Genomic DNA, 21,329 nt, shown 5'->3' on the forward strand with positions numbered 1-21,329 from the left:
ATATTTGAAGATGAAATGAGGGATGATAAGGAGAATCTAATTGTAAATCTAACCTATGAGTATGCTCTTAAGATTATAAAATTTTCAGAGGAATTACGTTTATTAAAAAAGTTTGAAATGGCTTCTCAAATTTTTAGGAGTGGAACTTCTATAGGGGCAAATATTCGTGAAGCTCAGAATGCTGAAAGTAAGGCAGACTTTATACACAAGTTTAAAATATCTGCAAAGGAATCAGATGAATTGGAATACTGGTTGGATTTATGTAATGAATCAGAATTTTACCCATCTCCAGATGAAGGGCTACTGAAGGATTTGCAAACAATAATAAAAATAATAAGCAAAATTATCTCTTCTTCTAAGAAGCGATAATTTTCAAATTTTCAAATCAACATATTGCTAAATTATGTTAGATAAAAACGGAATCGCAAAGCGAATCGCAAGAGAGGTTAAAGATGGTTACTATGTAAATTTAGGGATTGGAATACCCACTTTGGTGGCCAATTTTGTGCGTGAAGATATCAGTGTGGAGTTTCAAAGTGAAAATGGAGTCCTAGGAATGGGTCCATTCCCTTTTGAAGGAGAAGAGGACGCCGATATCATCAATGCCGGCAAACAGACCATTACAACGCTTCCAGGTGCTTCTTTTTTTGATTCTGCCATGAGCTTTGGCATGATTAGGGGAAAACATGTGGACCTTACCATTTTAGGTGCTATGGAAGTAGCAGAAAACGGTGATATTGCCAACTGGAAAATTCCCGGAAAGATGGTTAAAGGAATGGGAGGTGCCATGGATTTAGTAGCTTCAGCAGAAAATATTATTGTGGCGATGATGCATACCAACAAGGTTGGTCAATCCAAATTACTCAAAAAATGTACACTACCGTTGACCGGAGTGGGCTGCGTTAAAAAAATCGTGACCAATCTTGCTGTATTGGAAGTAACTTCAGAGGGGTTTCAATTGCTCGAACGTGCCCCTGGAGTTTCAGTCGATGACATTGTTAAAGCAACAGAGGGAGCGTTGATTGTAGAGGGGGAAATTCCAGAAATGAATATTTAGCAAATACCAATCAGTTTGTTTACAACATTTATGTGGATGTTCACAACATTTTCTTTATTTGGTAATACGACGATATTATATTTGCTTTTATCGAATTTTTTACCCAAATTAACACCTTAAACAATTATCAACATGGCACCCGAACTAAACCACACAACTATGGATGAAAATGTACAGATTTATAGAAACGATTTCTTCGCTGGATTTGTGCTTTTGATCAAAAAGCTTTTTATGCTTTAAAAACCAACACTATCAAGAAAAGTTTGGAGCCTTGCATTTCGCAAGGCTCTTTTTTTTGATATTTATACAAAAAAGAAATGCCCTTGATTTTCAAACAATGCACACATTCAGATTTAGAAATTTTAGTGAAGGTTTCCAAGGAGACTTTCATCGTTGCATTTGAAAAAGATAATGACCCGGAGGATTTTAAGAATTACATTGAAAAGGCATTTAGTTATGCGCAGTTGCAGAACGAACTCGAAAATCCAGATACTTTTTTCTATTTCGCTTTTGATGAACAGCAGCTTGTGGGGTATTTTAAACTGAATATTGGGGAATCCCAAACTGATGTTTATGATGAATTGTCTTTGGAGATTGAACGGATTTATGTTAGAGAACCTTTCCAAGGTAAAAAGTTTGGCAGCCAAATGTTGGGTGAAATACAAAAGTTGACCAAGGAAAAAAACAAAGCTTTCATTTGGTTGGGTGTATGGGAACATAACCTCAGTGCCATCCGATTTTATCAAAGGCACGGTTTTCAAAAATTTGGTGAACATCCCTATTATATCGGAACAGATAAACAGACCGATTGGTTGCTGCGTTTAGAGCTTTAATAGCTTGTTCAGGAAGATCATATCGCCTTGGGCCTGCAACTTAAATGCAATTGAATTTTCAAATGCAGCATGTATAAGCAGCACAATGGCATTTGCATTGGTTTTTGTTAAACTATTGGTTCTATAGATAACATCCCTAATAGTGGAAAAACTAACATTGCTTCTTATGGCAATGTTGGCATAGTCATCCTTGGTTACGTTTCTACGTAGAATTTCAGATAGTTGTTCGCTAATAGGTTTTCCGTAATCCTCTTCCAAGAAAACGTCTTCTCGACTTAGGGTTGTCCCAAAATTTTTCATTGTACCCATTTGAAATGTTTAAGGGTTTGCTAATATGTTATTGGGGTCGGATCCTATTTTCTATATTTGGTTTGTAATCCAATTACAGAAATATGTTGGATTGCTGCCTATCGCTAAAAATGTGTAATAATATTACACAATATAGTAATTTTATGTACGCAATTAAACAATTAAGACGTAAAAAAAATATCAGTCAAACAGATTTGGCCAATGAAGTAGGAGTAAGTCTAAGAACCATACAGCTTTACGAAAGAAAGAATGCCAATATCCCAATTAAGAACTTAACCAAAATTGCTGAATTTTTTGAAATGACCATTGCAGAGTTATACCTGCACGAGGTGAATGATTTTGGAGAAAGTTATATAGGGAGAAAACCCTTTATCAAACATAAGAGTACCTTTTATCCTCTGGAGTACGGCAAATATTTGATCATGGCACCTTTGGTGCTTATGGAACAAAACAATGGCTACATTGCCAATTTAGGTGCAGAAAGTCCCAAAAAGAATCCATTTCAAACAGGATTTATCATTGATTTTTTGGAAGAGGGACCCTATACTGCTTTTGAAATCACTGGGGACTCTATGAATGACCATACTTTAGATGCAATTCCCAATAAAGCCATTGTTTTAGGAGTGAAGATAGATAAACATCAGTTTTCAAAAAAAAGAAACGGCATGTTTGATAAATCGTATATACTCATAAGTAAGAATAGGATTATCTGTAAACAGATTACACTGTATGATGAGAAGCAAGGGACTATTCATTGTCGTAATCTGAACAAATCACCCGAGTACAAAGATTTTGAATTGGCTTTGGATGATATTCTCGAGGTTTTCAGGATTGTAAAGAAGCAGGTTTAACATTTTCCAAATGTTCCAGGACTTCCTCTAGACATGAGTCCAGAGATTTTTTAACCTCACTTTCCCAAAACCGAAAAACGGTATACCCCAATTCTTTAAGTCCGGCATTTACTTCTTGGTCCCGCTGAATGTTCCGTTCAATTTTAGGAATCCAAAATTCACGGTTGGACTTAATTTTATGCTTTCTTTCCTCCCAATTATGGCCATGCCAAAATTCGCCATCAATAAAAATGACCGTCCTGTATTTTTTTAGGGCAATATCTGGCTTTCCTATAAGTTTTTTGTAGTCTATGCGGTATCTATAACCAGCTTTCCATAAAGCTTTCCTAAACGCAAGTTCTGACTTTGTGTTCTTGCCTCGGATTTTGCCCATGATTTTAGAACGCTCCGGAGTAGTATAGAACCCAGATTCCTCATTGAATCGAGGTACTTTTATGCGTTCGGGATTATATTCTTTTTGTTTTTTGTCAGTCATAGGCTTCAAACAACACTACTAAATCATCTGCATGATTGTCAATATTGATGGTAAATCCATCACTGTTGAAAGATGTAAGACTGGCTGTGGTCAAACCAAGTAAATCCCCATTTTGGTTACCATATCTAATTCCAACACAATGGGAGCTTGAGGCATAACGTGAAATATCATTAATAGAATTTCCAGAACCCCCTACATAGATACTCTGCTGAACAATGGAACCCGAGTCATTTCTTGCAAATCCATTGCCAGTTCCGAAAGAATTGGGAAGGAATCGGTTATTGTTTCCAACAGCGTTATCTGAATTTAAATTTAAAACTTCCACGTTGGCATGGGCAACAAAACTAATTTGAGATGGCTGAAAAGGTAAACCAGTTATGGTTTGGCTCCCAGTACCCGTAATAATAAATACCCCAAAGTAAGCGCTGGAAGTATTTGGACTTGTAATTACCGTCCAAGTAGAACCGTCAAAGCGATATACATTGTCTGTATCTGTAGCATAGGCCATAGCACCTTCTTGTGCATCTGTAATAGCTGTAATTTCGGTAAATGTAGCAGTGGGTAGTGTAAAAACAGAATTAGCATCAAGTTGCCCCTGTGCAGTTATGAATGACAATAATAAGAATGAAACAAGTAAATTTTTCATAGCTAAGAAGGTAAGTAATGTCATAAAATTAAAAAACCTGCCAAAATTTTGACAGGTTTTTCGATATAATCCTTGGTGCTGGTTAACCCTTAATACTGGCTGAAAGGTATTCCCTGTTCATTCTGGCAATATTCGTCAAAGAGATTCCTTTAGGACATTCCACTTCGCAAGCCCCAGTGTTCGTACAGTTTCCAAAACCTTCCAAATCCATTTGGCGAACCATGTTCTGGACCCTATCAACAGCTTCAACCTGACCTTGTGGTAACAAGGCAAATTGAGAAACTTTGGCTGAGGTAAACAACATGGCACTGGCATTCTTGCAAGCAGCTACACAAGCCCCACAACCAATGCAAGTTGCAGCATCCATAGCTTCATCGGCTGCATGTTTGCTGATAGGAATGGCGTTGGCATCAATAGTATTTCCGGATGTGTTAACAGAAATATATCCTCCAGCTTGCTGAATTCTGTCAAATGCACTTCTATCCACAATCAAATCCTTGATAACGGGGAAAGCTTTGGCTCGGAAAGGTTCAATAACAATGGTATCTCCATCATTGAACTTTCGCATATGCAATTGGCAAGTAGTGATAAGTCTATCTGGCCCATGAGGCTCACCATTGATTTGCAAAGAACAAGTTCCGCAAATACCTTCCCTACAATCATGATCAAACTCCACAGGTTCTTCACCTTTAGAGATCAGTTCCTCATTAAGGATATCCAACATCTCTAGAAAAGACATGTCCCCTTCAACACCATCTAAGGTATAATCTACTATTTGACCTTTGGACTCCGCGTCCTTTTGACGCCATATTTTTAGATATAATTTCATAGCTTTTTATTTGTAGGATCGTGTCTTCAGTTCTATGTTCTCGTAAACCAAATCTTCTTTGTGTAATTCGGCATCTTTTGGTTCTCCTTTGTATTCCCAAGCAGAAACAAATTTGAAGTTTTTATCATCTCTGAGCGCTTCTCCTTCTTCAGTTTGATATTCTTCACGGAAATGTCCTCCGCAGGATTCATTTCTTAGCAAAGCATCTTTGGCGAACAACTCTCCAAGTTCCAAGAAGTCGGCAACCCTTCCGGCTTTTTCCAGTTCTTGGTTTTTGGATTCGGCAGTTCCCGGAATCTTAACGTTTTCCCAGAAGTCTTTGCGCAGCTCGGAAATTTCTTTGATGGCTTCTTCCAAATCTTTGGCGTTTCTGGCCATCCCACATTTGTTCCACATGATTTTGCCCAGTTTCTTGTGATAATAATCCACAGAGTGGATTCCAGTTCCGGACATCAATTTTTCCAATCGTTCCTTTACTTCTTTTTCCACAGCCTCAAACTCTTCAGTATCTGTTGAGATTGGACCGGTACGGATATCATCGGCCAATTGGTGTCCGATGGTATACGGCAGTACAAAATAACCATCAGCCAAGCCTTGCATCAATGCAGAAGCCCCCAAGCGGTTGGCGCCATGGTCACTAAAGTTGGCTTCTCCAGCAGCATAGCAACCAGGGATAGTGGTTTGTAGATTGTAATCAACCCAAAGCCCGCCCATGGTGTAGTGCACCGCTGGATAGATCATCATTGGGGTTTTGTATGGATTTTCGTCCACAATTTTTTCATACATCTGAAAGAGGTTGCCATATTTGGCTTCGATGACCTCTTCACCCAACTTTATGATGGTGGCTTCGTCTGGGTTTTTCATTCCAGAAGTCAATGCCTTTTCTTTTCCATAGCGATGGATGGCAGATGCAAAGTCCAAGAAAACAGCTTCACCAGTTTTATTTACTCCAAAACCAGCATCACAACGTTCCTTGGCCGCCCTTGATGCAACATCTCGAGGCACCAAGTTACCAAAGGCAGGATACCTTCTTTCTAAATAATAATCACGTTCTTCTTCAGAGAGTTGCGTAGGTTTCAATTTTCCTTCTCTGATGGCGATGGCATCTTCTTTTCGTTTTGGCACCCAAATTCGACCATCATTCCTCAAGGATTCTGACATCAAGGTCAATTTAGATTGATGCTCTCCAGAAACGGGAATACAAGTAGGATGGATTTGCGTAAAGCATGGATTGGCAAAGAAAGCTCCTCTTCGGTGTGCTTTCCAAGCAGCAGTTACGTTACTTCCCATAGCATTGGTTGATAGGAAGAACACATTGCCATAGCCACCGGTTGCCAAAACCACGGCATGAGCACCATGTCTTTCAATTTCGCCGGTAACTAAATTCCTTGCAATGATTCCGCGTGCTTTTCCACCGACCAAAACAATATCCAACATCTCATGACGGTTGTGGGCTTGTATTTTTCCACGGTTGATTTGTCGATTCATTGCAGAATATGCTCCCAACAACAATTGTTGTCCCGTTTGACCTTTGGCATAAAAAGTTCTGGAAACCAACACCCCTCCAAAGGAACGGTTATCTAAAAGGCCACCATACTCCCTAGCAAAGGGTACGCCTTGGGCAACACATTGGTCAATGATATTCCCTGATACCTCGGCCAATCGATAGACATTGGCTTCTCTGGAGCGGTAATCCCCTCCTTTGATAGTATCGTAGAAAAGGCGGTAATCACTATCACCATCACCTTGATAGTTTTTAGAGGCATTGATACCTCCTTGTGCTGCAATCGAGTGTGCACGTCTTGGAGAATCTTGATAGCAGAATGTCTTAACATTGTAACCGAGTTCTGCCAATGTAGCTGCTGCGGCCCCACCTGCCAAACCAGTACCCACAACAATAATATCTATATTTCTTTTGTTGGCTGGATTAACAAGGTTTATTTCGTTCTTATGTTTGGTCCATTTATCGGCCAATGGGCCAGATGGAATTTTAGAATCCAATATTGCCATAATTAATGTGTTATTGGGTTAAGGTGGTGATAGATGGCTATAAAAGCAAATGCTAAGGGAACCACCACTGCGAATATTTTTGCGAATTTCTTGAAACCTAAGGTGTACTTGTTGTTGACGCCCATGGATTGTAATGATGATGCGAAGCCATGCCATAGATGTAAACTAAGCAGCACAAATGCAATTACATATAGTGCAGTTCTCCAAAAGGGGGCGAATTTTTCAACGGTTTCTGCGTAGTATCTTGTTGGGTCTTCTGGATTGGCTTCTACATATTTGTAGGCCATTTCATGAACCCAAAAATCATAAAAGTGAAGTACTAAAAAGGCCAATATCACCAAACCGGAATAAATCATGTTACGGGATACCCAAGAAGCATTTTCACTTCCTTTATATTTTACATAAGCAACACCCCTGGCTTTTCGGTTTTGTGCTTCCAGAACAAATCCCATAATAAAGTGAACGATTACACCCACAACCAAAACAGGCTGCATTGCAAACTGTACAATGGGGTTGTAGCCCATAAAGTGTGATGCTTCGTTAAAGAAGTCGGGGGAAAATACGGAGGCAAGGTTAATGGTTACATGAAGTACCAAAAAAATGACCAAAAAAAGACCCGAAAGTGCCATTACAATTTTTCGGGCAATTGAAGATTTAATTAATCCACTCATCAGTGCCGGTTTTAGTAACAAATTTACGGCACGGACGAGTTTTTAACAAACTTTACGAATGGGAAAGGTTCTTATTTAGAAGGGTTATGATCAAGACTTTTGGAGCTTTAATCCCATTCCAGATAGAAGTTGCCCCGCAACTGGGTGGAATCAGGGTCAAATCTAATGACATACCACTGACCACTAATAGACGCTATAAGAGATTCGTTTGTTAAAACTCCTTCATAATAGCCATGCTCATCTGAACTGGGGATGTCCAAGGGGTTTGCATCCTGGCAATAGGTGCAAAAATGCATACTGAAAATATTTCCTTCAATAGACCATGTACCAACTCCCTTGGAATCAGCCTGCCCAATAATTTCAACTTCAAGTGTTCCGTCCTCAAACAACCAAAATTGTCTATTATATTCAATTTCTTGGGATGTAGTGTCATTGTTTTGTCCACCGGACCAGAAGGAATTCTTAAGGACATTGTTCAGTTCAAAACTGGTTTCCCAACTTTTTTCACCGCTGATGGCATTGACTACGATTTCATGGGTGCCTGCGGGCAAGTGCCTTTCTATTTCTATGGCTCCGGTATTTTGATTTATGCTAAGTCCTTCCAAGTCTTCTTTCAGGTAAAAGGAGCCTTTATCCCCGGGCCATTCCATAATCGGGGCTTGTAATGTAACCGTTGACCTGAATTCAACTTCAAAAACGTCCGAGGCATAAGCAAAGGTTATCGGCGAGTCATTTTCATCCTTGGAGCAGGCCGTACCCAAAAGAAATAGAAGCCCGAAAAGGCAAAGTATAATTCTAGAGTAATTTTTTTTCATAACTGATGGTGTATTTTATGTTAGTACCACTTAATCCGGTAGATTTAAAATCAAAGGACAAAAGATTGCCCTCCCCATCCCGGATTTTGTTTTGATATTGATAATAATAATCCCCTATTTGGACAGCTTTAAGGTCGTTTTGATTGAAAAAATACAATTCATAGGGAGTATAGAAGAAGAATAGACCATGCCATAGCGACAAGGCAGGTTGAAGTGAGATACCTGCAAAGATACCCCTACTGTTTTCCGAGGTTTCCAATTGTATATGGGTAGTTCCTATGTACATCTCCGCTAGGTTGCTTTCTGAATCAAAACGGCATGAAGTGGGTAGATTGGCCAAATCGCCATTTATACCATATATGAATTGATCTTCATTGTAAAAAACCGAAGTTTCATGTGTAGCGGCGTTTATTTCCATAACTATTCCGGTTATGATATTGTTGTTTCCATAGGTAAAGAAAATGTCATAACCAATCCCGTTCAATACATCTTCCGTGAGCACCTGCATTAATTGACCTTCAGGACTATAATGAAATTCCGATTGCTTGCGGGACACATCACCATTGGAGTTTCTCTGTTCGTCGATAAAGGATATATTGTTGTTCGAATCATAGGAGAGTTCATACTGTACTGTTTGTCCTTCGTTGTACTCCAATGAGATGGTCTTTGGAAAAAAGCCCTGTTCCATTTCGGGGGCCTTGCTGCTGCCATCGTCATTCTTGGAACATTGTACAATGGCCAAAAACAAAATGATGTATACCAAGGATTTGACGGTATTCAAAGTTTTCATGAATTTGGATGTTTCAATTTATGAGAGTATTTATTTTAGGCTGAAGGTCACTTCAACATCATACCGAATGGAACTTAACGGTTGGTCATAGTACATGCTGACATGTTGGGAATTATTAATTTCGTTCTTGTCTGTTATTTGAAGAATTCCTCCAAGCTGTTTTCCTTGAATTCTTGCAATAACCTCGGCCTTGCCCTGTGCATTTTGAATTGCTTTTTTCAATAATTTCTCAGCTTCTTGCGTATCTATGGTAACCTTTGCGCCATAATTTAATCGTTGTACTCCCCAGGATTTTGTGTCCAGAAATTTGATAAATTCTTCAAGGGAAGAGGATTTATATTCGTAAACAGTCCCTTCTTTTTCATGTCCAAGAACCACATAGGCCATTGGATTTTCTGTAAGCCTGTCCAATGACAAACCGTTTTTTTGAAGTGCTGCATCATATTTTTCTTTCATTTGAGTCAATGTCATGGCATCTTCTGGATAGCTTGAGTAGGCCCCGCTCAGCGTCACAGACCCATAAAAGGCTGGAGTTTCATCAAGATGTCTGGCACTTCCCAAAACTTTAATGGATGTAACTTCTTGCGCCTGTATGTTGTAGGATAGGAAAAGTAGAATGATTAAAAAACATTTCATGGAACTTTGAAATTTATAATTGAATAAGAAAACTCCCCTACCAATAGCAAGGGAGTAAATAGTTTGTTTGTCCTATTCCTCGAAACCAAAATGCTTCGCAACCTCCTCGTAGGTCATTTTAGAATAATCCATGGATTTGCCAGTCAAGCCCCCCGGAGAATCTGTATCCACTGGGGTTCCACCAGGAATGAGAACGTATCTGTATTCTTCCAAGAAAGACCCGTCAACAACCGATTCTCCCTCTTCATTGGCCGAAACCGTTATTCTTATCTCTCCGTCTTGAGCTCTAAAGTAGTATGATTGCTGTCTGGCCGCCCCGAACACAATAGGCAGTGGGTAGACAATATTTCCAAGAGTTATGTCTATTCGTCTGCCATAGACCAAGATGGTCCCAAAATCCAACATGTCTTCATCCACATCGGGAGCATCAATTGTAAAAGAAGTGGATGTAGCAACAATACTATTTCCAAATTCCGTAGCTACCCAATCGGAATACATCACATTGGCAGTTCCAGGCTCACCCTGTTCACCCTGCTCACCATCAGTACCATCAGTACCATCAGCACCGTCTGCCCCATCTGGGCCTTGTTCTCCTTGCGGACCTTGTGGGCCAACTGGACCGGTTTCACCATCTTCTCCAGAACATGAGGTAATTAATGATCCTATAAAAAGGACTGCTAAGGCATAAATAAATCTTGATTTTTTCTGCATAACGTAATGAGGTTTAAATTTATAAGCCAAAACTAATGAGCGTAGAAAGCAGAGTTTATTGCTTAGGTATGGTGCGAAGAAACCATTTTATACTGCCATACTTTTAGTGTGTAAATGACCATTTTACAGTAAGAAAAATGCTTTTTGCATACTATACACTAGAATAACGGTTTATACACTAAAAGGGACAGTCCATACCAAATTGGAGAATGGAAGGAGAACATGAATGTAATTTGTAGTAAATAGTAACCCCATGATAAAGGCAATAATTGTTGATGATGAATCTGCAGCAATAAATAGTTTGGTTTGGGAACTACAAAAATTTCCCGATGAAATAAAAGTTATGGACACTTTTACTTCTGCCGCTGATGCTATATCTGGAATCAACTATCTAAAACCTGACTGCGTTTTTTTAGATATAGAAATGCCTGAAATGAACGGATTTACTCTACTTCAAAATTTAACTTACAGGAACTTTGCCATTGTGGTCACTACAGCTTATGATCAGTATGCCATTCAAGCTATTAAAGAGGATGTCTTGGATTATCTTTTAAAACCGATAGATGCCGAAGACATCAAGGTGATTTTTGATAAACTGAGAAAGTTGAGCGTTTCCAACAGCTTTCATGAGCAATTTCAGGAAACCTTGAAAACTTTGACGAAAGCCAGCACCAAACAGATGGTTCAGTTTCCCGTTAATGGAAAGATACTTTTTGCAAGGGCGGAGGACATTGTGCATTGTGAATCTGATGGTAATTATACCAATATCTTTTTAGAGTCGGGGAAGAGTTTTTGTGTATCCAAAAAGTTGAAGGAAATCGAAGCCATTTTACCAGAGACCATGTTCTTTCGCGTACATAATTCTTATGTCATCAACACGCTAAAAGTCGCGGAATATATCAAAGCTGAAGGATACGTTGTGCTGTCCAATCAAAAAAGCATTTCGGTTTCTAGAGTAAAAAAAGATGCTTTTCTCAAAAAAATGGCACAGTGCTAAGAACTTATGGAAAGTAGTGGCACGGTACTGCAATTTTTAGAAAACAGCAGCGAAAATGGATTGGGATTTTTAGTAGTTGTCGTTGTTTTTTATCTCTTCGCTTTTTTTCTGATTCAATATTTTCAGCATAAGAAATTGTTTTTTTTGCTCTATAGCGCATATACCTTTGTAGTGGGTATAGGGCTGTTGAGGTATATTAAAGGTGTTTTCTTTTCTGACTTTTTCGCTTCGTCATCAGGAAGGGCATTCATAAGGTTTGTACACTATCCCTGTCAGTTGCTGGGCACATTATTGTTCACCTATTTCATTATCAATATAATGAGATTGAGGAAACCTTATCCCAAGGCAATTCGGATAATCAACTATTATTATGCAATTACCTCAGTTATTTATTTGATTTTGTGGGCAATTCAAATGACATCTCCGAGGTCTTACCTTATTGATTATTTCCATGGATTTGTGTACATCCCCACAGGATATATTGTTTTCTTTTGGGTGTTCTATATGGTATATACCCAAAAGATGATCATTAAAAAATACATCTTTTCAGGAATGTTCGTATTGAGTGTAACATACCTCTTACTTTTCATTTCAACCATAAAAAATGTTAGGGTAAATGATGATTATCTCTATATTCTATATATAGGAATTTTGATTGAAAGCCTGTTGTTCGCATTAGCGATTGGGCTGGAACAAAAACTCGTCTATGATGAGAATACCCAAATCCAAAAAAAATACATTTCGCAGTTAGAAGAAAACCAAATCATCAAAGACAGTATCAACAGAACCTTGTCTGAAGAATTGGAACAGACGAGAACCAATGTACAGGAGCTTACTGAAGAAGCCAATAGGGAAAGGACAGAAAAGTTGACCATGGCTTTTGAAAACAAATTTTCTCAATTGAGATTGGACGCCCTTAGAAGTCAAATGAGTCCGCATTTTATTTTTAATGCGATGAACTCCATTAAATCATATTTCATAGAAAACGATCGTGAAAGAGCCATTTATTTTTTGACCAAGTTCTCCAAACTGATCAGAAACATTCTGGAAAGTTCCAGAAAGGAGCAAATATCACTAGCTGAGGAGTTAAAAATCTTAGAGGTTTATGTGGAGATTGAGAGCAATCGTTTTAAAAATAATATTGAATTTTCCATAGCAATTAATGCGGACATCAATATTGAAAAAATAATGGTCCCCCCACTTTTTTTACAGCCCTTTGTAGAAAATGCCATTTGGCACGGATTGCTGGCCAAGGAAGGAGAAAAACATCTGGCCATTCGTGTTGGAAAAGCCAAAAAGCCAAAAAGCATAGAAATTCAAATTGAAGATAATGGAATTGGTAGAAAAGCGGCTAAACTAAAAAACACAAATAACGTCTTCAAAAAAAAATCTTTGGGGTTGTTACTGACCAAAGATAGGTTGGACCTTTTCACCAAAAAACTGGGGCACCCACATACTTATATAATTCAAGACTTGTCTGATTCAACTGATAAAAACCCGGCAGGCACGCTTGTTATCGTTAACGTACCAGAAATAACTTGATTGAAATTCTCCTAGGATTAAAGTTGAATTAAGAAATTGAATATTAATTACGTGCAATCTCTTTAATCCCAATTTTTATCCGATATTACAGCTCAATTTCAATTGGTTCCTGTCAGGTATGGACATTGCTATTTTATCGGTTAGTCTTAATGTGCACTCAACGCGCCGTATAGTTGAAGAAGCTCAAAATGCAGGACATTATGTTGAATTGATCGATCATACCAAGTGTTCGGTAAAGTTAGGTGATGGCAAACCCCAAATTTATTTGGGAGAGGATAATGTCACCAATGAATTTGATGCCATAATACCCAGAATAGGAACCAAAGTAACCCGCCACGGAGCTGCTATTGTGAAACAATTTGAAATGAACAATGTTTTCAGTACGGCCAGATCTTTGGGCATTACCAGGGCCAGAAATAAAGTGCGGACACTTCAGATCATGGCCCGAAAAGGAATTCCCATTCCAGAAACTGTATTTTCCATTAACCCAGATAATATTGAAGAGCAGATTAAATTACTGGGAGGTCCACCTGTAATTATCAAACTGCAAGAAGGCACACACGGTCAAGGGGTGATATTGGCCGAAAGTAAGAAGTCGGCAAAATCTATTATTGATACCTTTTATAAAATGGATACCAGTATTTTGTTGCAACGGTATATTGAAGAAGCACACGGAGCGGATATTCGTATTATTGTAGTGGGCAATAAGGTCATTGCAAGCATGAAAAGAACCAGCGAAGTGGATGAGTTTAGATCCAACGTACACCGTGGAGCAGACACGGAGGCTATTAATCCCACGGCAAAAGAACAGGATATTGCATTGAATGCAACCAAATACTTGGGCTTGGGTGTCGCGGGTGTGGACCTCATGCGATCTAAAAAAGGACCTGTTCTTCTAGAGGTAAATGCTTCTCCAGGGCTAAAAGGAATTGAAGCGGCGACAGGAATCAATGTGGCCAAGCACATTATTCAATTTGTGGAACGCAATGGGTACAGAAAAAGAAAATAAAACCATTTACATTAATGGAGATGAGATTAAACCCGGGGAGCAAAAGCTTGCCCATATCAATATTGCGCGGTTACCAACAGGCACACTTATTGATATTCCCATTCATGTTTTCAATGGAAAAAAAGCTGGCCCCACGGTTTTGGTGCAGGCAGGGTTACATGGCGATGAAATTAACGGAGTGGAGACTTTGCGCAGAATGCTCCAGGACAAAACTTTCAATATTACTAAAGGTGCGGTAATTGTTGTTCCTATCCTGAACATCTTTGGATTTATTCATTTTTCTAGGGATGTACCAGATGGGAAAGATGTAAATAGGAGTTTTCCTGGCAGAAAAACCGGATCGTTGGCCAGTAGAATTGCCCATACCTATACTTCACTGGTTTTGCCCCAGGTAGATTTTGGAATTGATTTGCACACCGGGGGAGGGCAACGGCACAATCATCCCCAAGTTCGTTATACGGCGGATGACATTAAAAGCAAAGAATTGGCCGAAGCTTTTGGTGCACCACTCTATTTTCCTTCAAGATTGATAGCAGGTTCTTTTAGAAAGACTGCCTTTAAAATGGGAATCCCAACTATAGTTTATGAAGCTGGGGAAAGTATGCGATTTAATGAAAAAGCTATTGAAAAGGGTATCACAGGAATTCATAATGTATTGAGTGTTTTGGGAATGATGCCCAAAGGGAAATCAACAAAATCCAAAAAATCAATACACCTAGAATATGCTCGTTGGGTTAGAGCTCCAAAAGCAGGTATGTTTGTGCCTCAGATAGCCAACGGTGCAACTGTGACCAAAGGTCAAATTATTGGTTTGATTGCTGACACGTATGCAAAGAAGAACAAAAAAATAAGGGCTCCTTTTGACGGATATGTATTTTGTATCAATCACCAAGCAGTGGTGAACCAAGGTGATGCCTTATTCCATTTGGGGCGATAGACTGGCTTTTGCGTCACGTATTTTTTCCATGCTCCATGCCACAGCATCTTCCAGATTGGAAAACTGTCGAATGCTATTTTTGAAGAACATACGCTCCAGAACTATACTGGATAGGCCACTTTTATCATAAGCAACAACAGAATAATATTCAAGTTGATGTCTGTTGATGTAGAATTTCAACCAATCCGTAGGTACAACGGAATAGTTGTTAATCCGATTGGAAATGTAGGCAATAGGAGTATCCGTGCCAATAACTTCATAAGCAATAGCTATTATTTTTTGGGCCATGCTCCAATTGAAGACAACGCCTTCTTTAATTTCAGAAACCACCAACCCATCAAAAAAATAAAATACACCAAATTCGCACTCACGAATTTCTTTGATGTTTCTGAAGAATTCTATTTCCTTGATGTGCTTCATGTTTGAGTTATAAACCCAATTCCAAATCGGGGGATTGTAAAAATAAGAATATAAAGTGTTTTTTGATGTAAGAATTAAGGGTGTCCAGAAAGTAATTTTACGTTATTTCCCCATGTTCTCTAGTTGAATTCCCAGAGCTTTTGTGGATAGTTGGACCTCTAAAAGGGATAGGACAAGTGAAATCATCAAAAACACTAAACTGATGCCAAAAATGATATTGGCCCAGACATTCATTTCAACATATATCAAGAACATACAAACAGCGGCCAACAAGAAGCTGACGATGGCAGTTGCCTGCATATTTTTGATGATGCCCAAACGCTTTCTAAGCTGATTGATCTGCTGTTTCAAAGGCTGATCGGAAGTTGCTTCAAACTGTTTGTGCAATTGCCTGATCAAGGCTGCAATGGCTAGATAACGGGCATTATAGGCCAACATCGTTAATGATATGGCCGGAAACAAAAGGGCTGGAATGCTTAATGAAAGTTGCACTTATTCAATTTTAAATTTAATTTTTTGAGTTTGTCCATTACCTGAAACTTCTACAACATAGCTTCCCTTGGGTAAATAGGTTTTTCCATCTTGTGCTTCGGTCAATTTCATTTTGTTCTTTTTTAGAAAGTTGCTCTTGCCTTTTTTGGAGAAGGCAAGGTCATAGGAAAGTATATTTAGCCCTTTGTCTGCATCCAATTCGGCAGTACTTACTTCGGTGCCGTTTGCTGTCATTACCTTGGCGGTGCATAATCCTGCTTTGGCGGCATAAAAATGAATATCCAAACCTGGGGTGTTGGGTTTGCCCCATGTGTAGCCTTTATTGCCCCAGTTAGTTGAATGCTTGATGTCATCAACATCAAAAACCATTAAATCTTTGGACAGGACTTTTGGAGTCATTTGTTGCAATAGGGCAATATCAGCTTTGTAAATGCTTCGGCCATGTGTACCAACCAAAAGGTGTTTGGCTTTAGGTTGGATCACCAAATCGTGAACAGCAACATTGGGCATTCCATTTTGAAAAAGCTCCCAGGTTTCACCACGGTTAAAACTTACATAAAGTCCATTGTCAGTTCCTGCAAAAATCAGATTCTCGTTTTCAGGGTCTTCCACCAGGGCATTGACTGGAGATGCAGGAATCGTATTGGATATGTTTTTCCAACTTTTACCATAATCTTCACTTACATATATATAAGGAGTAAAATCATCCCATCGGTAACCGTTAAGGGCAACATAGACCCGTTCTTTTTTATGCTTGGAAGCAACGACTTCACTTACCCAAAGATTTTTTGGGAAGGAGCTGGAAACATTCTCCCAACTGCTACCTCCGTTTTTGGAAATGTGTACCAACCCATCATCGGTTCCAACATACAACAAACCAAACTTAAAGGGAGATTCTGATATGGTGGTAATGGTTCCATAAGCCACATTGCCTTTTTTCCCTCCAAGGGAGAGGTCATTGGAAATGGTTTCCCAATCATTACCTTGGTTCAAAGAACGGTGCAGTTTATTGCTTCCTAAATAAAGAATGTCCTGATTATGTTCTGAAAGCAATATGGGTGTTTGCCAATTGAATCGGTACGGAGATTCTCCCAATTCATGTTTAGGTTGTATGGGCTTGTTCTTGCCATTTTCCAAATCCAACCGATAATAATTTCCAAACTGAAAACCGGTGTACACGATATTCGAGTTCCTATTATCTATCTGAACCTGCATACCATCACCGCCCATAATTTGCTGCCATGGATTTTTTCCCGTTTGGTGCCAAAGGCTGTTCTCCTCATTATTATGGGTGCCTTTCCAAACGCCGTTATCTTGAAGCCCACCATAAACATTGTACGGTTCTTCATGATCAATATTGATGGCATAGAACTGCCCCACTTTAGTGGAATTGTTCTTCATCCAATGTTGCCCATCATCGTAGGTGATATTAACACCCCCATCATTACCGTTGATGAGGTGGCCAGGACGTTTCGGATTTACCCAAATTGCATGGTGGTCAGAATGTACGTTTTCCTTGCCAATACTTGAAAAGGTATTTCCTCCATCAGAAGAAGAAAGTAATGGCACACCTGCAATATAGATTTTGTTTTTGTTGGACGGGTCTACGCTAATTTGTGCGAAGTAGTACCCATAACTATAAAAAAGGTCATCAATATAATTGGAGTTCATTTTTTTCCAAGTGATTCCGGCATCATCGCTGCGGTATACCTCTGCACCAACCACTGGAGTATCGAACAAAAGAGAATTTGAAGTTTCAAGGTATTTTGCCAAGTCCATAGGCTTAATAACACCATCCTTGATCATGTTCTTCACGTTTTCGGCACGATATTTTTCTTGAAATCCATTGGTTTTCAGGTAATCGTTGAGGTCTTTGTTGTCCAATGCAAGAAACACTTCGGCGGTCATGGTCTTAAAATCTTCTTTGGTCAACTTATCCGTTATGACAGCCACTTTCTTTGCTCTTCTAAATTGACTATCATGAATAGCATATACGGTATTTTCATCAAATACAGCAAGACCTATTCTTCCCACTCCACCACCCGTTGGAAATCCACTTTGCGATGTTGTGACCAAAGTCCAGCTATTCCCGCCATCCACACTTTTGTATATGCCCGAAGCGTTACCATTTCCGGAAAAATTCCATGCTTTTCTATCTTTTTGCCAAGCAGCTGCATATTGAATATTGAAGTTGTTGGGTGCATAGGCCACATCAATAATTCCTGTGGTATTGTTCACAAAAAGTGTTTTTTGCCATGTAACTCCTCCGTCAGAAGTTTTGTAGACACCCCGTTCTTCATTGGGAGAATACAAGTGTCCGGTTACGCCGATAACTACTTCATCTGGATTTGCGGGATTGATTAAAATACGACCAATGTGATGGGAGTCATGCAGACCCATGTTTTTCCAAGTTTTTCCTTTGTCTGTCGATTTCAAAATACCTATGCCGGCATAGGAAGAACGAGAAGAATTGTTTTCGCCAGTACCAACCCAGATAATTCCATTTATCCAGTCTACTGCAATGTCTCCTACATTTTGTGTATCTGAAGAATCCAAAATAGGAGAAAAGGAAATACCGTTATCCGAGGTGTGCCATACCCCGCCGGATGCATAAGCCACATAAAATTCTGTAGGGTCATTAGGATTTACATCCAAATCCACAACCCGGCCACTCATTACAGAAGGGCCTATATTTTTTAAAACCAAATTTTTGACCAAGGAATTGTTGGACATGGTTTCTTTTTGCCTGAGACCGTTCAGCACTACTTCTTTTGAAGTAGGTGTCTGTTGTGCAATTTGTGTTTGAAGAATTAGAAAAGAACAGATAAAAAGAAGTTTTTTCATTCAGGTGCGGGTTTGGTTCTATCAGGTCAAGGTATGAATAAGAAACTGTTGGCGCAAACCTAGAATTTGCTTTTAAAAGCATTCAAAACTTGATGTATTGGCCATAACATTTTGTGAAATTGTCAAAAAAAGTGTTTATTTATTGACACATAACCATTAAAACTATAAAAATGGAAGAGTATTTACCGTTGATTATTCAACTTATTTCTGGAGCTGTCGGTGGAAACCTGGCAGCCAAACTTTTGCCCAAACTTAATTTGGGAACCTTGGGAAATTCTATTTCCGGTATTTTGGGAGGTGGATTGGGAGGTTACCTATTGGGGATGCTCGGTTTGGGAACTGATGGAGGAATGGATTTATCTGGAATTCTTGGAAGTATAGCCGGAGGTGGCGTTGGTGGTGGAATCATCATGGCCATTGTTGGAGCTATCAAGGGAGCCATGTCCAAATAGATATTGAGAATTAGTTGATAAAGGAGTCAAATTTGACTCCTTTTTTTGTTTGTAGTGCGGTCATCAAATAGCTACATTTGAAGGAAATAAAAACTTTCATGAAGTACGACCAGATCAATAACCAACTCTTTATCAAAAACCGTAAAAAATTCATGGCCCAAATGAAGCCTAAAAGTATTGCGGTGTTCAATTCCAATGATATTTACCCCATCAGTGCCGATAGTACGATGCCATTTCAGCAGCATCGGGATATTTTTTATTTGAGTGGTGCTGATCAGGAAGAAACCATCTTGGTACTTTTTCCTGATGCCATGGATCAAAAACATAAGGAGATATTGTTTGTTCGGGAAACCAATGAGCACATTGCCATTTGGGAAGGTGCTAAATTAACGAAGGAACAGGCAACCTCAGTTTCAGGCATTGCAACCATTTATTGGCTTTCAGATTTTGATAAGGTCTTTTTTGATTTGATGACCGAGGCGGACACAGTTTATTTCAATACAAATGAACATTACCGTCAAGCGGTAGAGACCCAGACAAGGGAAGATCGTTTTATCATAAAATGTAAAAAAGGCTTTCCAGCGCATCAATGGGCCAAAAGTAATCCCATACTGCAAAACATTCGTGGGGTAAAAGAACCCGAGGAACTGGAATTGATGCAACGAGCTTGTGACATCACCGAGAAAGGTTTCCGAAGGATATTGAAATTTACAAAGCCTGGTGTGTGGGAATATGAATTGGAAGCAGAATATTTGCATGAGTTCGTCAGCAACCGTTCCAAAGGTTTTGCCTATAGCCCCATTATAGCAGCCGGTAATAATGCCAATGTGCTTCATTATTTAGAGAACAATAGGCAAGCTAAGGATGGTGATTTAATCTTGATGGATGTAGCTGCGGAATATGCCAATTATTCCAGCGACATGACCCGTACCATTCCGGCCAGTGGAAAATTTACCGACCGCCAAAAAGCAGTATACAATGCCGTAGTTCACGTAAAAGATGAAGCTACAAAAATGTTGGTGCCCGGAACTATTTGGGCAGAATACCATAAAGAATGTGGCAAGATTATGACTTCGGAATTGTTAGGATTGGGTTTGTTGGATAAAGCTGATGTTCAAAATGAAAATAAAGATTGGCCCGCCTATAAAAAATATTTTATGCATGGCACCAGTCACCATATTGGTTTGGATACTCATGATTATGGGGAATTAAAAACACCGATGAAACCTAACATGGTCTTTACCGTGGAACCTGGTATTTACATTCCTGATGAGGGTATGGGCATCCGTCTTGAAGATGATGTGGTCATTCAAGAAACGGGAGAACCATTTAACTTGATGCGCAACATTCCTATTATGGCAGAGGAAATAGAGGAATTGATGCAGTCCTAATACCAAAAGATAATATTGAAATTGTCATATCGAGCACAGTCGAGATATGCTTTATAAAATAAAAGATTATGAATTTGCCATTTCTTTTAGTACAACAACCCGATATTGAAAAGAAGCTTCAGGAAGCTCCGGACAGTGGCTATGAAATTGGATTGGTGATAGGCAGTTACTTACCCTTTGTAATTTTGGTTGTGGTGGCTTATGGATTGTATTATTATAATAAAAAAAGGAGAGGCTCCGAGTAAATAAGAGAATTTTATGTCAGAAGAAATGAAACCTTGCCCAGTATGTGAATCGCCTTATGGATATGCGATGGGAAAGGATTGGTATGTTTGTCCAGAATGCAGGCACGAATGGAACCCCAGTGAGTTGGAAGAAGAGGCTGGCTTGGTCGTAAAGGATTCTAACGGAAATAGATTGAATGATGGAGATACCGTGGTAGTCATTAAAGACCTGCCAGTTAAAGGAGCACCAAAACCTGTGAAGGCAGGAACCAAAGTAAAAAACATTCGGTTACGGGAAGGTGACCATAATATTGACTGCAAAATAGATGGTTTTGGGGCTATGGGATTAAAATCGGAGTTTGTGCGCAAAGCATGAAAGGAGGGCTAA

General features: G+C 39.2%; 25 protein-coding genes. 12 read left to right on the plus strand and 13 right to left on the minus strand.

Going from position 1 to position 21,329, the window contains the following annotated elements; genetic code table 11:
• The first annotated feature begins 15 nt into the window (after nucleotides 1–15).
• The 3 genes from HJC33_RS06945 (at nucleotide 16) to HJC33_RS06955 (ending at nucleotide 1,890) form a co-directional block, all read left to right on the plus strand.
• A complete protein-coding gene (locus HJC33_RS06945) occupies nucleotides 16–369 on the plus strand; it encodes a four helix bundle protein (RefSeq protein WP_171658086.1) in 354 nt (117 codons plus the stop codon).
• A gap of 34 nt (nucleotides 370–403) precedes the next feature.
• A complete protein-coding gene (locus HJC33_RS06950; RefSeq protein WP_171658087.1) occupies nucleotides 404–1,057 on the plus strand; it encodes a 3-oxoacid CoA-transferase subunit B in 654 nt (217 codons plus the stop codon).
• A 317-nt stretch (nucleotides 1,058–1,374) separates the two neighbouring features.
• Nucleotides 1,375–1,890 (plus strand): GNAT family N-acetyltransferase, encoded by a 516-nt coding sequence (locus tag HJC33_RS06955; protein WP_171658088.1) that lies wholly within the window; start codon nucleotides 1,375–1,377, stop codon nucleotides 1,888–1,890.
• Here HJC33_RS06955 and HJC33_RS06960 read toward each other — a convergent pair.
• Nucleotides 1,879–2,190 (minus strand): hypothetical protein, encoded by a 312-nt coding sequence (locus HJC33_RS06960; protein WP_171658089.1) that lies wholly within the window; start codon nucleotides 2,188–2,190, stop codon nucleotides 1,879–1,881. The genes HJC33_RS06955 and HJC33_RS06960 overlap by 12 nt on opposite strands.
• Nucleotides 2,191–2,342: 152 nt before the next feature.
• Between HJC33_RS06960 and HJC33_RS06965 the strand changes: the two genes are divergently transcribed.
• Nucleotides 2,343–3,050 carry an XRE family transcriptional regulator gene (locus HJC33_RS06965; RefSeq protein ID WP_171658090.1) on the plus strand — a complete coding sequence of 236 codons (708 nt, stop codon included), beginning with the start codon at nucleotides 2,343–2,345 and terminating at the stop codon, nucleotides 3,048–3,050.
• Here HJC33_RS06965 and HJC33_RS06970 read toward each other — a convergent pair.
• The 9 genes from HJC33_RS06970 to HJC33_RS17430 form a co-directional block, all read right to left on the minus strand.
• Entirely contained in the window at nucleotides 3,025–3,525 is a 501-nt protein-coding gene (locus HJC33_RS06970) for a very short patch repair endonuclease (RefSeq protein ID WP_171658091.1), read from the minus strand. The two genes, HJC33_RS06965 and HJC33_RS06970, sit on opposite strands and share 26 nt — an antisense overlap.
• Complete coding sequence (locus tag HJC33_RS06975) at nucleotides 3,518–4,171, minus strand: hypothetical protein (protein ID WP_171658092.1); 654 nt, start codon at nucleotides 4,169–4,171, stop codon at nucleotides 3,518–3,520. Before HJC33_RS06975 ends, HJC33_RS06970 begins: the two co-directional genes overlap by 8 nt.
• Before the next feature lie 82 nt (nucleotides 4,172–4,253).
• Nucleotides 4,254–5,000 (minus strand): succinate dehydrogenase/fumarate reductase iron-sulfur subunit, encoded by a 747-nt coding sequence (locus HJC33_RS06980; RefSeq protein WP_171658093.1) that lies wholly within the window; start codon nucleotides 4,998–5,000, stop codon nucleotides 4,254–4,256.
• A gap of 6 nt (nucleotides 5,001–5,006) precedes the next feature.
• Nucleotides 5,007–7,010, minus strand: coding sequence for a fumarate reductase/succinate dehydrogenase flavoprotein subunit (locus HJC33_RS06985; protein WP_171658094.1), 2,004 nt, complete (start codon nucleotides 7,008–7,010; stop codon nucleotides 5,007–5,009).
• Between the two features lie 2 nt (nucleotides 7,011–7,012).
• Nucleotides 7,013–7,681, minus strand: coding sequence for a succinate dehydrogenase cytochrome b subunit (locus HJC33_RS06990; RefSeq protein WP_171658095.1), 669 nt, complete (start codon nucleotides 7,679–7,681; stop codon nucleotides 7,013–7,015).
• 107 nt (nucleotides 7,682–7,788) lie between these two features.
• Nucleotides 7,789–8,496, minus strand: a complete 708-nt coding sequence (locus HJC33_RS06995) for a hypothetical protein (RefSeq protein ID WP_171658096.1) — start codon at nucleotides 8,494–8,496, stop codon at nucleotides 7,789–7,791.
• Nucleotides 8,477–9,286, minus strand: coding sequence for a hypothetical protein (locus tag HJC33_RS07000; protein WP_171658097.1), 810 nt, complete (start codon nucleotides 9,284–9,286; stop codon nucleotides 8,477–8,479). Before HJC33_RS07000 ends, HJC33_RS06995 begins: the two co-directional genes overlap by 20 nt.
• 30 nt (nucleotides 9,287–9,316) lie before the next feature.
• A complete protein-coding gene (locus HJC33_RS07005) occupies nucleotides 9,317–9,922 on the minus strand; it encodes an SIMPL domain-containing protein (RefSeq protein ID WP_171658098.1) in 606 nt (201 codons plus the stop codon).
• Between the two features lie 72 nt (nucleotides 9,923–9,994).
• On the minus strand, nucleotides 9,995–10,633 hold the full coding sequence (locus HJC33_RS17430) for a collagen-like protein (protein ID WP_171658099.1): 639 nt from the start codon (nucleotides 10,631–10,633) through the stop codon (nucleotides 9,995–9,997).
• 253 nt (nucleotides 10,634–10,886) lie between these two features.
• Here HJC33_RS17430 and HJC33_RS07015 point away from each other — a divergent pair, with 253 nt between their 5' ends.
• The 4 genes from HJC33_RS07015 (at nucleotide 10,887) to HJC33_RS07030 (ending at nucleotide 15,118) form a co-directional block, all read left to right on the plus strand.
• Complete coding sequence (locus HJC33_RS07015) at nucleotides 10,887–11,630, plus strand: LytR/AlgR family response regulator transcription factor (RefSeq protein ID WP_171658100.1); 744 nt, start codon at nucleotides 10,887–10,889, stop codon at nucleotides 11,628–11,630.
• 6 nt (nucleotides 11,631–11,636) lie between these two features.
• Nucleotides 11,637–13,172, plus strand: coding sequence for a sensor histidine kinase (locus HJC33_RS07020; RefSeq protein ID WP_171658101.1), 1,536 nt, complete (start codon nucleotides 11,637–11,639; stop codon nucleotides 13,170–13,172).
• A 118-nt stretch (nucleotides 13,173–13,290) separates the two neighbouring features.
• Nucleotides 13,291–14,181 (plus strand): RimK family alpha-L-glutamate ligase, encoded by an 891-nt coding sequence (locus HJC33_RS07025; protein WP_171658102.1) that lies wholly within the window; start codon nucleotides 13,291–13,293, stop codon nucleotides 14,179–14,181.
• On the plus strand, nucleotides 14,159–15,118 hold the full coding sequence (locus HJC33_RS07030) for a succinylglutamate desuccinylase/aspartoacylase family protein (RefSeq protein ID WP_171658103.1): 960 nt from the start codon (nucleotides 14,159–14,161) through the stop codon (nucleotides 15,116–15,118). Before HJC33_RS07025 ends, HJC33_RS07030 begins: the two co-directional genes overlap by 23 nt.
• On the opposite strand, the gene HJC33_RS07035 is transcribed toward HJC33_RS07030, so the two are convergent.
• The 3 genes from HJC33_RS07035 to HJC33_RS07045 form a co-directional block, all read right to left on the minus strand.
• Nucleotides 15,098–15,538, minus strand: a complete 441-nt coding sequence (locus HJC33_RS07035; protein ID WP_171658104.1) for a hypothetical protein — start codon at nucleotides 15,536–15,538, stop codon at nucleotides 15,098–15,100. The two genes, HJC33_RS07030 and HJC33_RS07035, sit on opposite strands and share 21 nt — an antisense overlap.
• Nucleotides 15,539–15,640: 102 nt before the next feature.
• Entirely contained in the window at nucleotides 15,641–16,030 is a 390-nt protein-coding gene (locus HJC33_RS07040; RefSeq protein WP_171658105.1) for a DUF2721 domain-containing protein, read from the minus strand.
• Entirely contained in the window at nucleotides 16,031–18,874 is a 2,844-nt protein-coding gene (locus HJC33_RS07045) for a VPS10 domain-containing protein (RefSeq protein WP_171658106.1), read from the minus strand.
• 170 nt (nucleotides 18,875–19,044) lie between these two features.
• Here HJC33_RS07045 and HJC33_RS07050 point away from each other — a divergent pair, with 170 nt between their 5' ends.
• From HJC33_RS07050 to HJC33_RS07065, 4 genes are all read left to right on the plus strand, one after another.
• The gene (locus HJC33_RS07050; protein WP_171658107.1) at nucleotides 19,045–19,326 is read left to right on the plus strand and encodes a hypothetical protein; all 282 of its coding nucleotides are present in this window, start codon (nucleotides 19,045–19,047) and stop codon (nucleotides 19,324–19,326) included.
• A gap of 98 nt (nucleotides 19,327–19,424) precedes the next feature.
• Entirely contained in the window at nucleotides 19,425–20,717 is a 1,293-nt protein-coding gene (locus HJC33_RS07055) for an aminopeptidase P family protein (protein ID WP_171658108.1), read from the plus strand.
• 68 nt (nucleotides 20,718–20,785) lie between these two features.
• The gene (locus HJC33_RS07060) at nucleotides 20,786–20,962 is read left to right on the plus strand and encodes a hypothetical protein (RefSeq protein ID WP_171658109.1); all 177 of its coding nucleotides are present in this window, start codon (nucleotides 20,786–20,788) and stop codon (nucleotides 20,960–20,962) included.
• Nucleotides 20,963–20,975: 13 nt separating this feature from the next.
• On the plus strand, nucleotides 20,976–21,317 hold the full coding sequence (locus HJC33_RS07065) for a zinc ribbon domain-containing protein YjdM (protein ID WP_171658110.1): 342 nt from the start codon (nucleotides 20,976–20,978) through the stop codon (nucleotides 21,315–21,317).
• The last annotated feature ends 12 nt before the right edge of the window (nucleotides 21,318–21,329 follow it).

It is taken from the genome of Flagellimonas amphidinii (assembly GCF_013090115.1).
Taxonomy (GTDB): Bacteria; Bacteroidota; Bacteroidia; order Flavobacteriales; family Flavobacteriaceae; genus Flagellimonas; species Flagellimonas amphidinii.

Bases quoted from the DNA above. Each gene is read 5' to 3' on its own strand.
- HJC33_RS06945 (WP_171658086.1), top strand. From the start codon at position 16: ATGAGGGATGATAAGGAGAATCTAATTGTAAATCTAACCTATGAGTAT.
- HJC33_RS06950 (WP_171658087.1), top strand. From the start codon at position 404: ATGTTAGATAAAAACGGAATCGCAAAGCGAATCGCAAGAGAGGTTAAA.
- HJC33_RS06955 (WP_171658088.1), top strand. From the start codon at position 1,375: ATGCCCTTGATTTTCAAACAATGCACACATTCAGATTTAGAAATTTTA.
- HJC33_RS06960 (WP_171658089.1), bottom strand. From the start codon at position 2,190: ATGAAAAATTTTGGGACAACCCTAAGTCGAGAAGACGTTTTCTTGGAA.
- HJC33_RS06965 (WP_171658090.1), top strand. From the start codon at position 2,343: ATGTACGCAATTAAACAATTAAGACGTAAAAAAAATATCAGTCAAACA.
- HJC33_RS06970 (WP_171658091.1), bottom strand. From the start codon at position 3,525: ATGACTGACAAAAAACAAAAAGAATATAATCCCGAACGCATAAAAGTA.
- HJC33_RS06975 (WP_171658092.1), bottom strand. From the start codon at position 4,171: ATGAAAAATTTACTTGTTTCATTCTTATTATTGTCATTCATAACTGCA.
- HJC33_RS06980 (WP_171658093.1), bottom strand. From the start codon at position 5,000: ATGAAATTATATCTAAAAATATGGCGTCAAAAGGACGCGGAGTCCAAA.
- HJC33_RS06985 (WP_171658094.1), bottom strand. From the start codon at position 7,010: ATGGCAATATTGGATTCTAAAATTCCATCTGGCCCATTGGCCGATAAA.
- HJC33_RS06990 (WP_171658095.1), bottom strand. From the start codon at position 7,681: ATGAGTGGATTAATTAAATCTTCAATTGCCCGAAAAATTGTAATGGCA.
- HJC33_RS06995 (WP_171658096.1), bottom strand. From the start codon at position 8,496: ATGAAAAAAAATTACTCTAGAATTATACTTTGCCTTTTCGGGCTTCTA.
- HJC33_RS07000 (WP_171658097.1), bottom strand. From the start codon at position 9,286: ATGAAAACTTTGAATACCGTCAAATCCTTGGTATACATCATTTTGTTT.
- HJC33_RS07005 (WP_171658098.1), bottom strand. From the start codon at position 9,922: ATGAAATGTTTTTTAATCATTCTACTTTTCCTATCCTACAACATACAG.
- HJC33_RS17430 (WP_171658099.1), bottom strand. From the start codon at position 10,633: ATGCAGAAAAAATCAAGATTTATTTATGCCTTAGCAGTCCTTTTTATA.
- HJC33_RS07015 (WP_171658100.1), top strand. From the start codon at position 10,887: ATGATAAAGGCAATAATTGTTGATGATGAATCTGCAGCAATAAATAGT.
- HJC33_RS07020 (WP_171658101.1), top strand. From the start codon at position 11,637: ATGGAAAGTAGTGGCACGGTACTGCAATTTTTAGAAAACAGCAGCGAA.
- HJC33_RS07025 (WP_171658102.1), top strand. From the start codon at position 13,291: ATGGACATTGCTATTTTATCGGTTAGTCTTAATGTGCACTCAACGCGC.
- HJC33_RS07030 (WP_171658103.1), top strand. From the start codon at position 14,159: ATGGGTACAGAAAAAGAAAATAAAACCATTTACATTAATGGAGATGAG.
- HJC33_RS07035 (WP_171658104.1), bottom strand. From the start codon at position 15,538: ATGAAGCACATCAAGGAAATAGAATTCTTCAGAAACATCAAAGAAATT.
- HJC33_RS07045 (WP_171658106.1), bottom strand. From the start codon at position 18,874: ATGAAAAAACTTCTTTTTATCTGTTCTTTTCTAATTCTTCAAACACAA.
- HJC33_RS07050 (WP_171658107.1), top strand. From the start codon at position 19,045: ATGGAAGAGTATTTACCGTTGATTATTCAACTTATTTCTGGAGCTGTC.
- HJC33_RS07055 (WP_171658108.1), top strand. From the start codon at position 19,425: ATGAAGTACGACCAGATCAATAACCAACTCTTTATCAAAAACCGTAAA.
- HJC33_RS07060 (WP_171658109.1), top strand. From the start codon at position 20,786: ATGAATTTGCCATTTCTTTTAGTACAACAACCCGATATTGAAAAGAAG.
- HJC33_RS07065 (WP_171658110.1), top strand. From the start codon at position 20,976: ATGTCAGAAGAAATGAAACCTTGCCCAGTATGTGAATCGCCTTATGGA.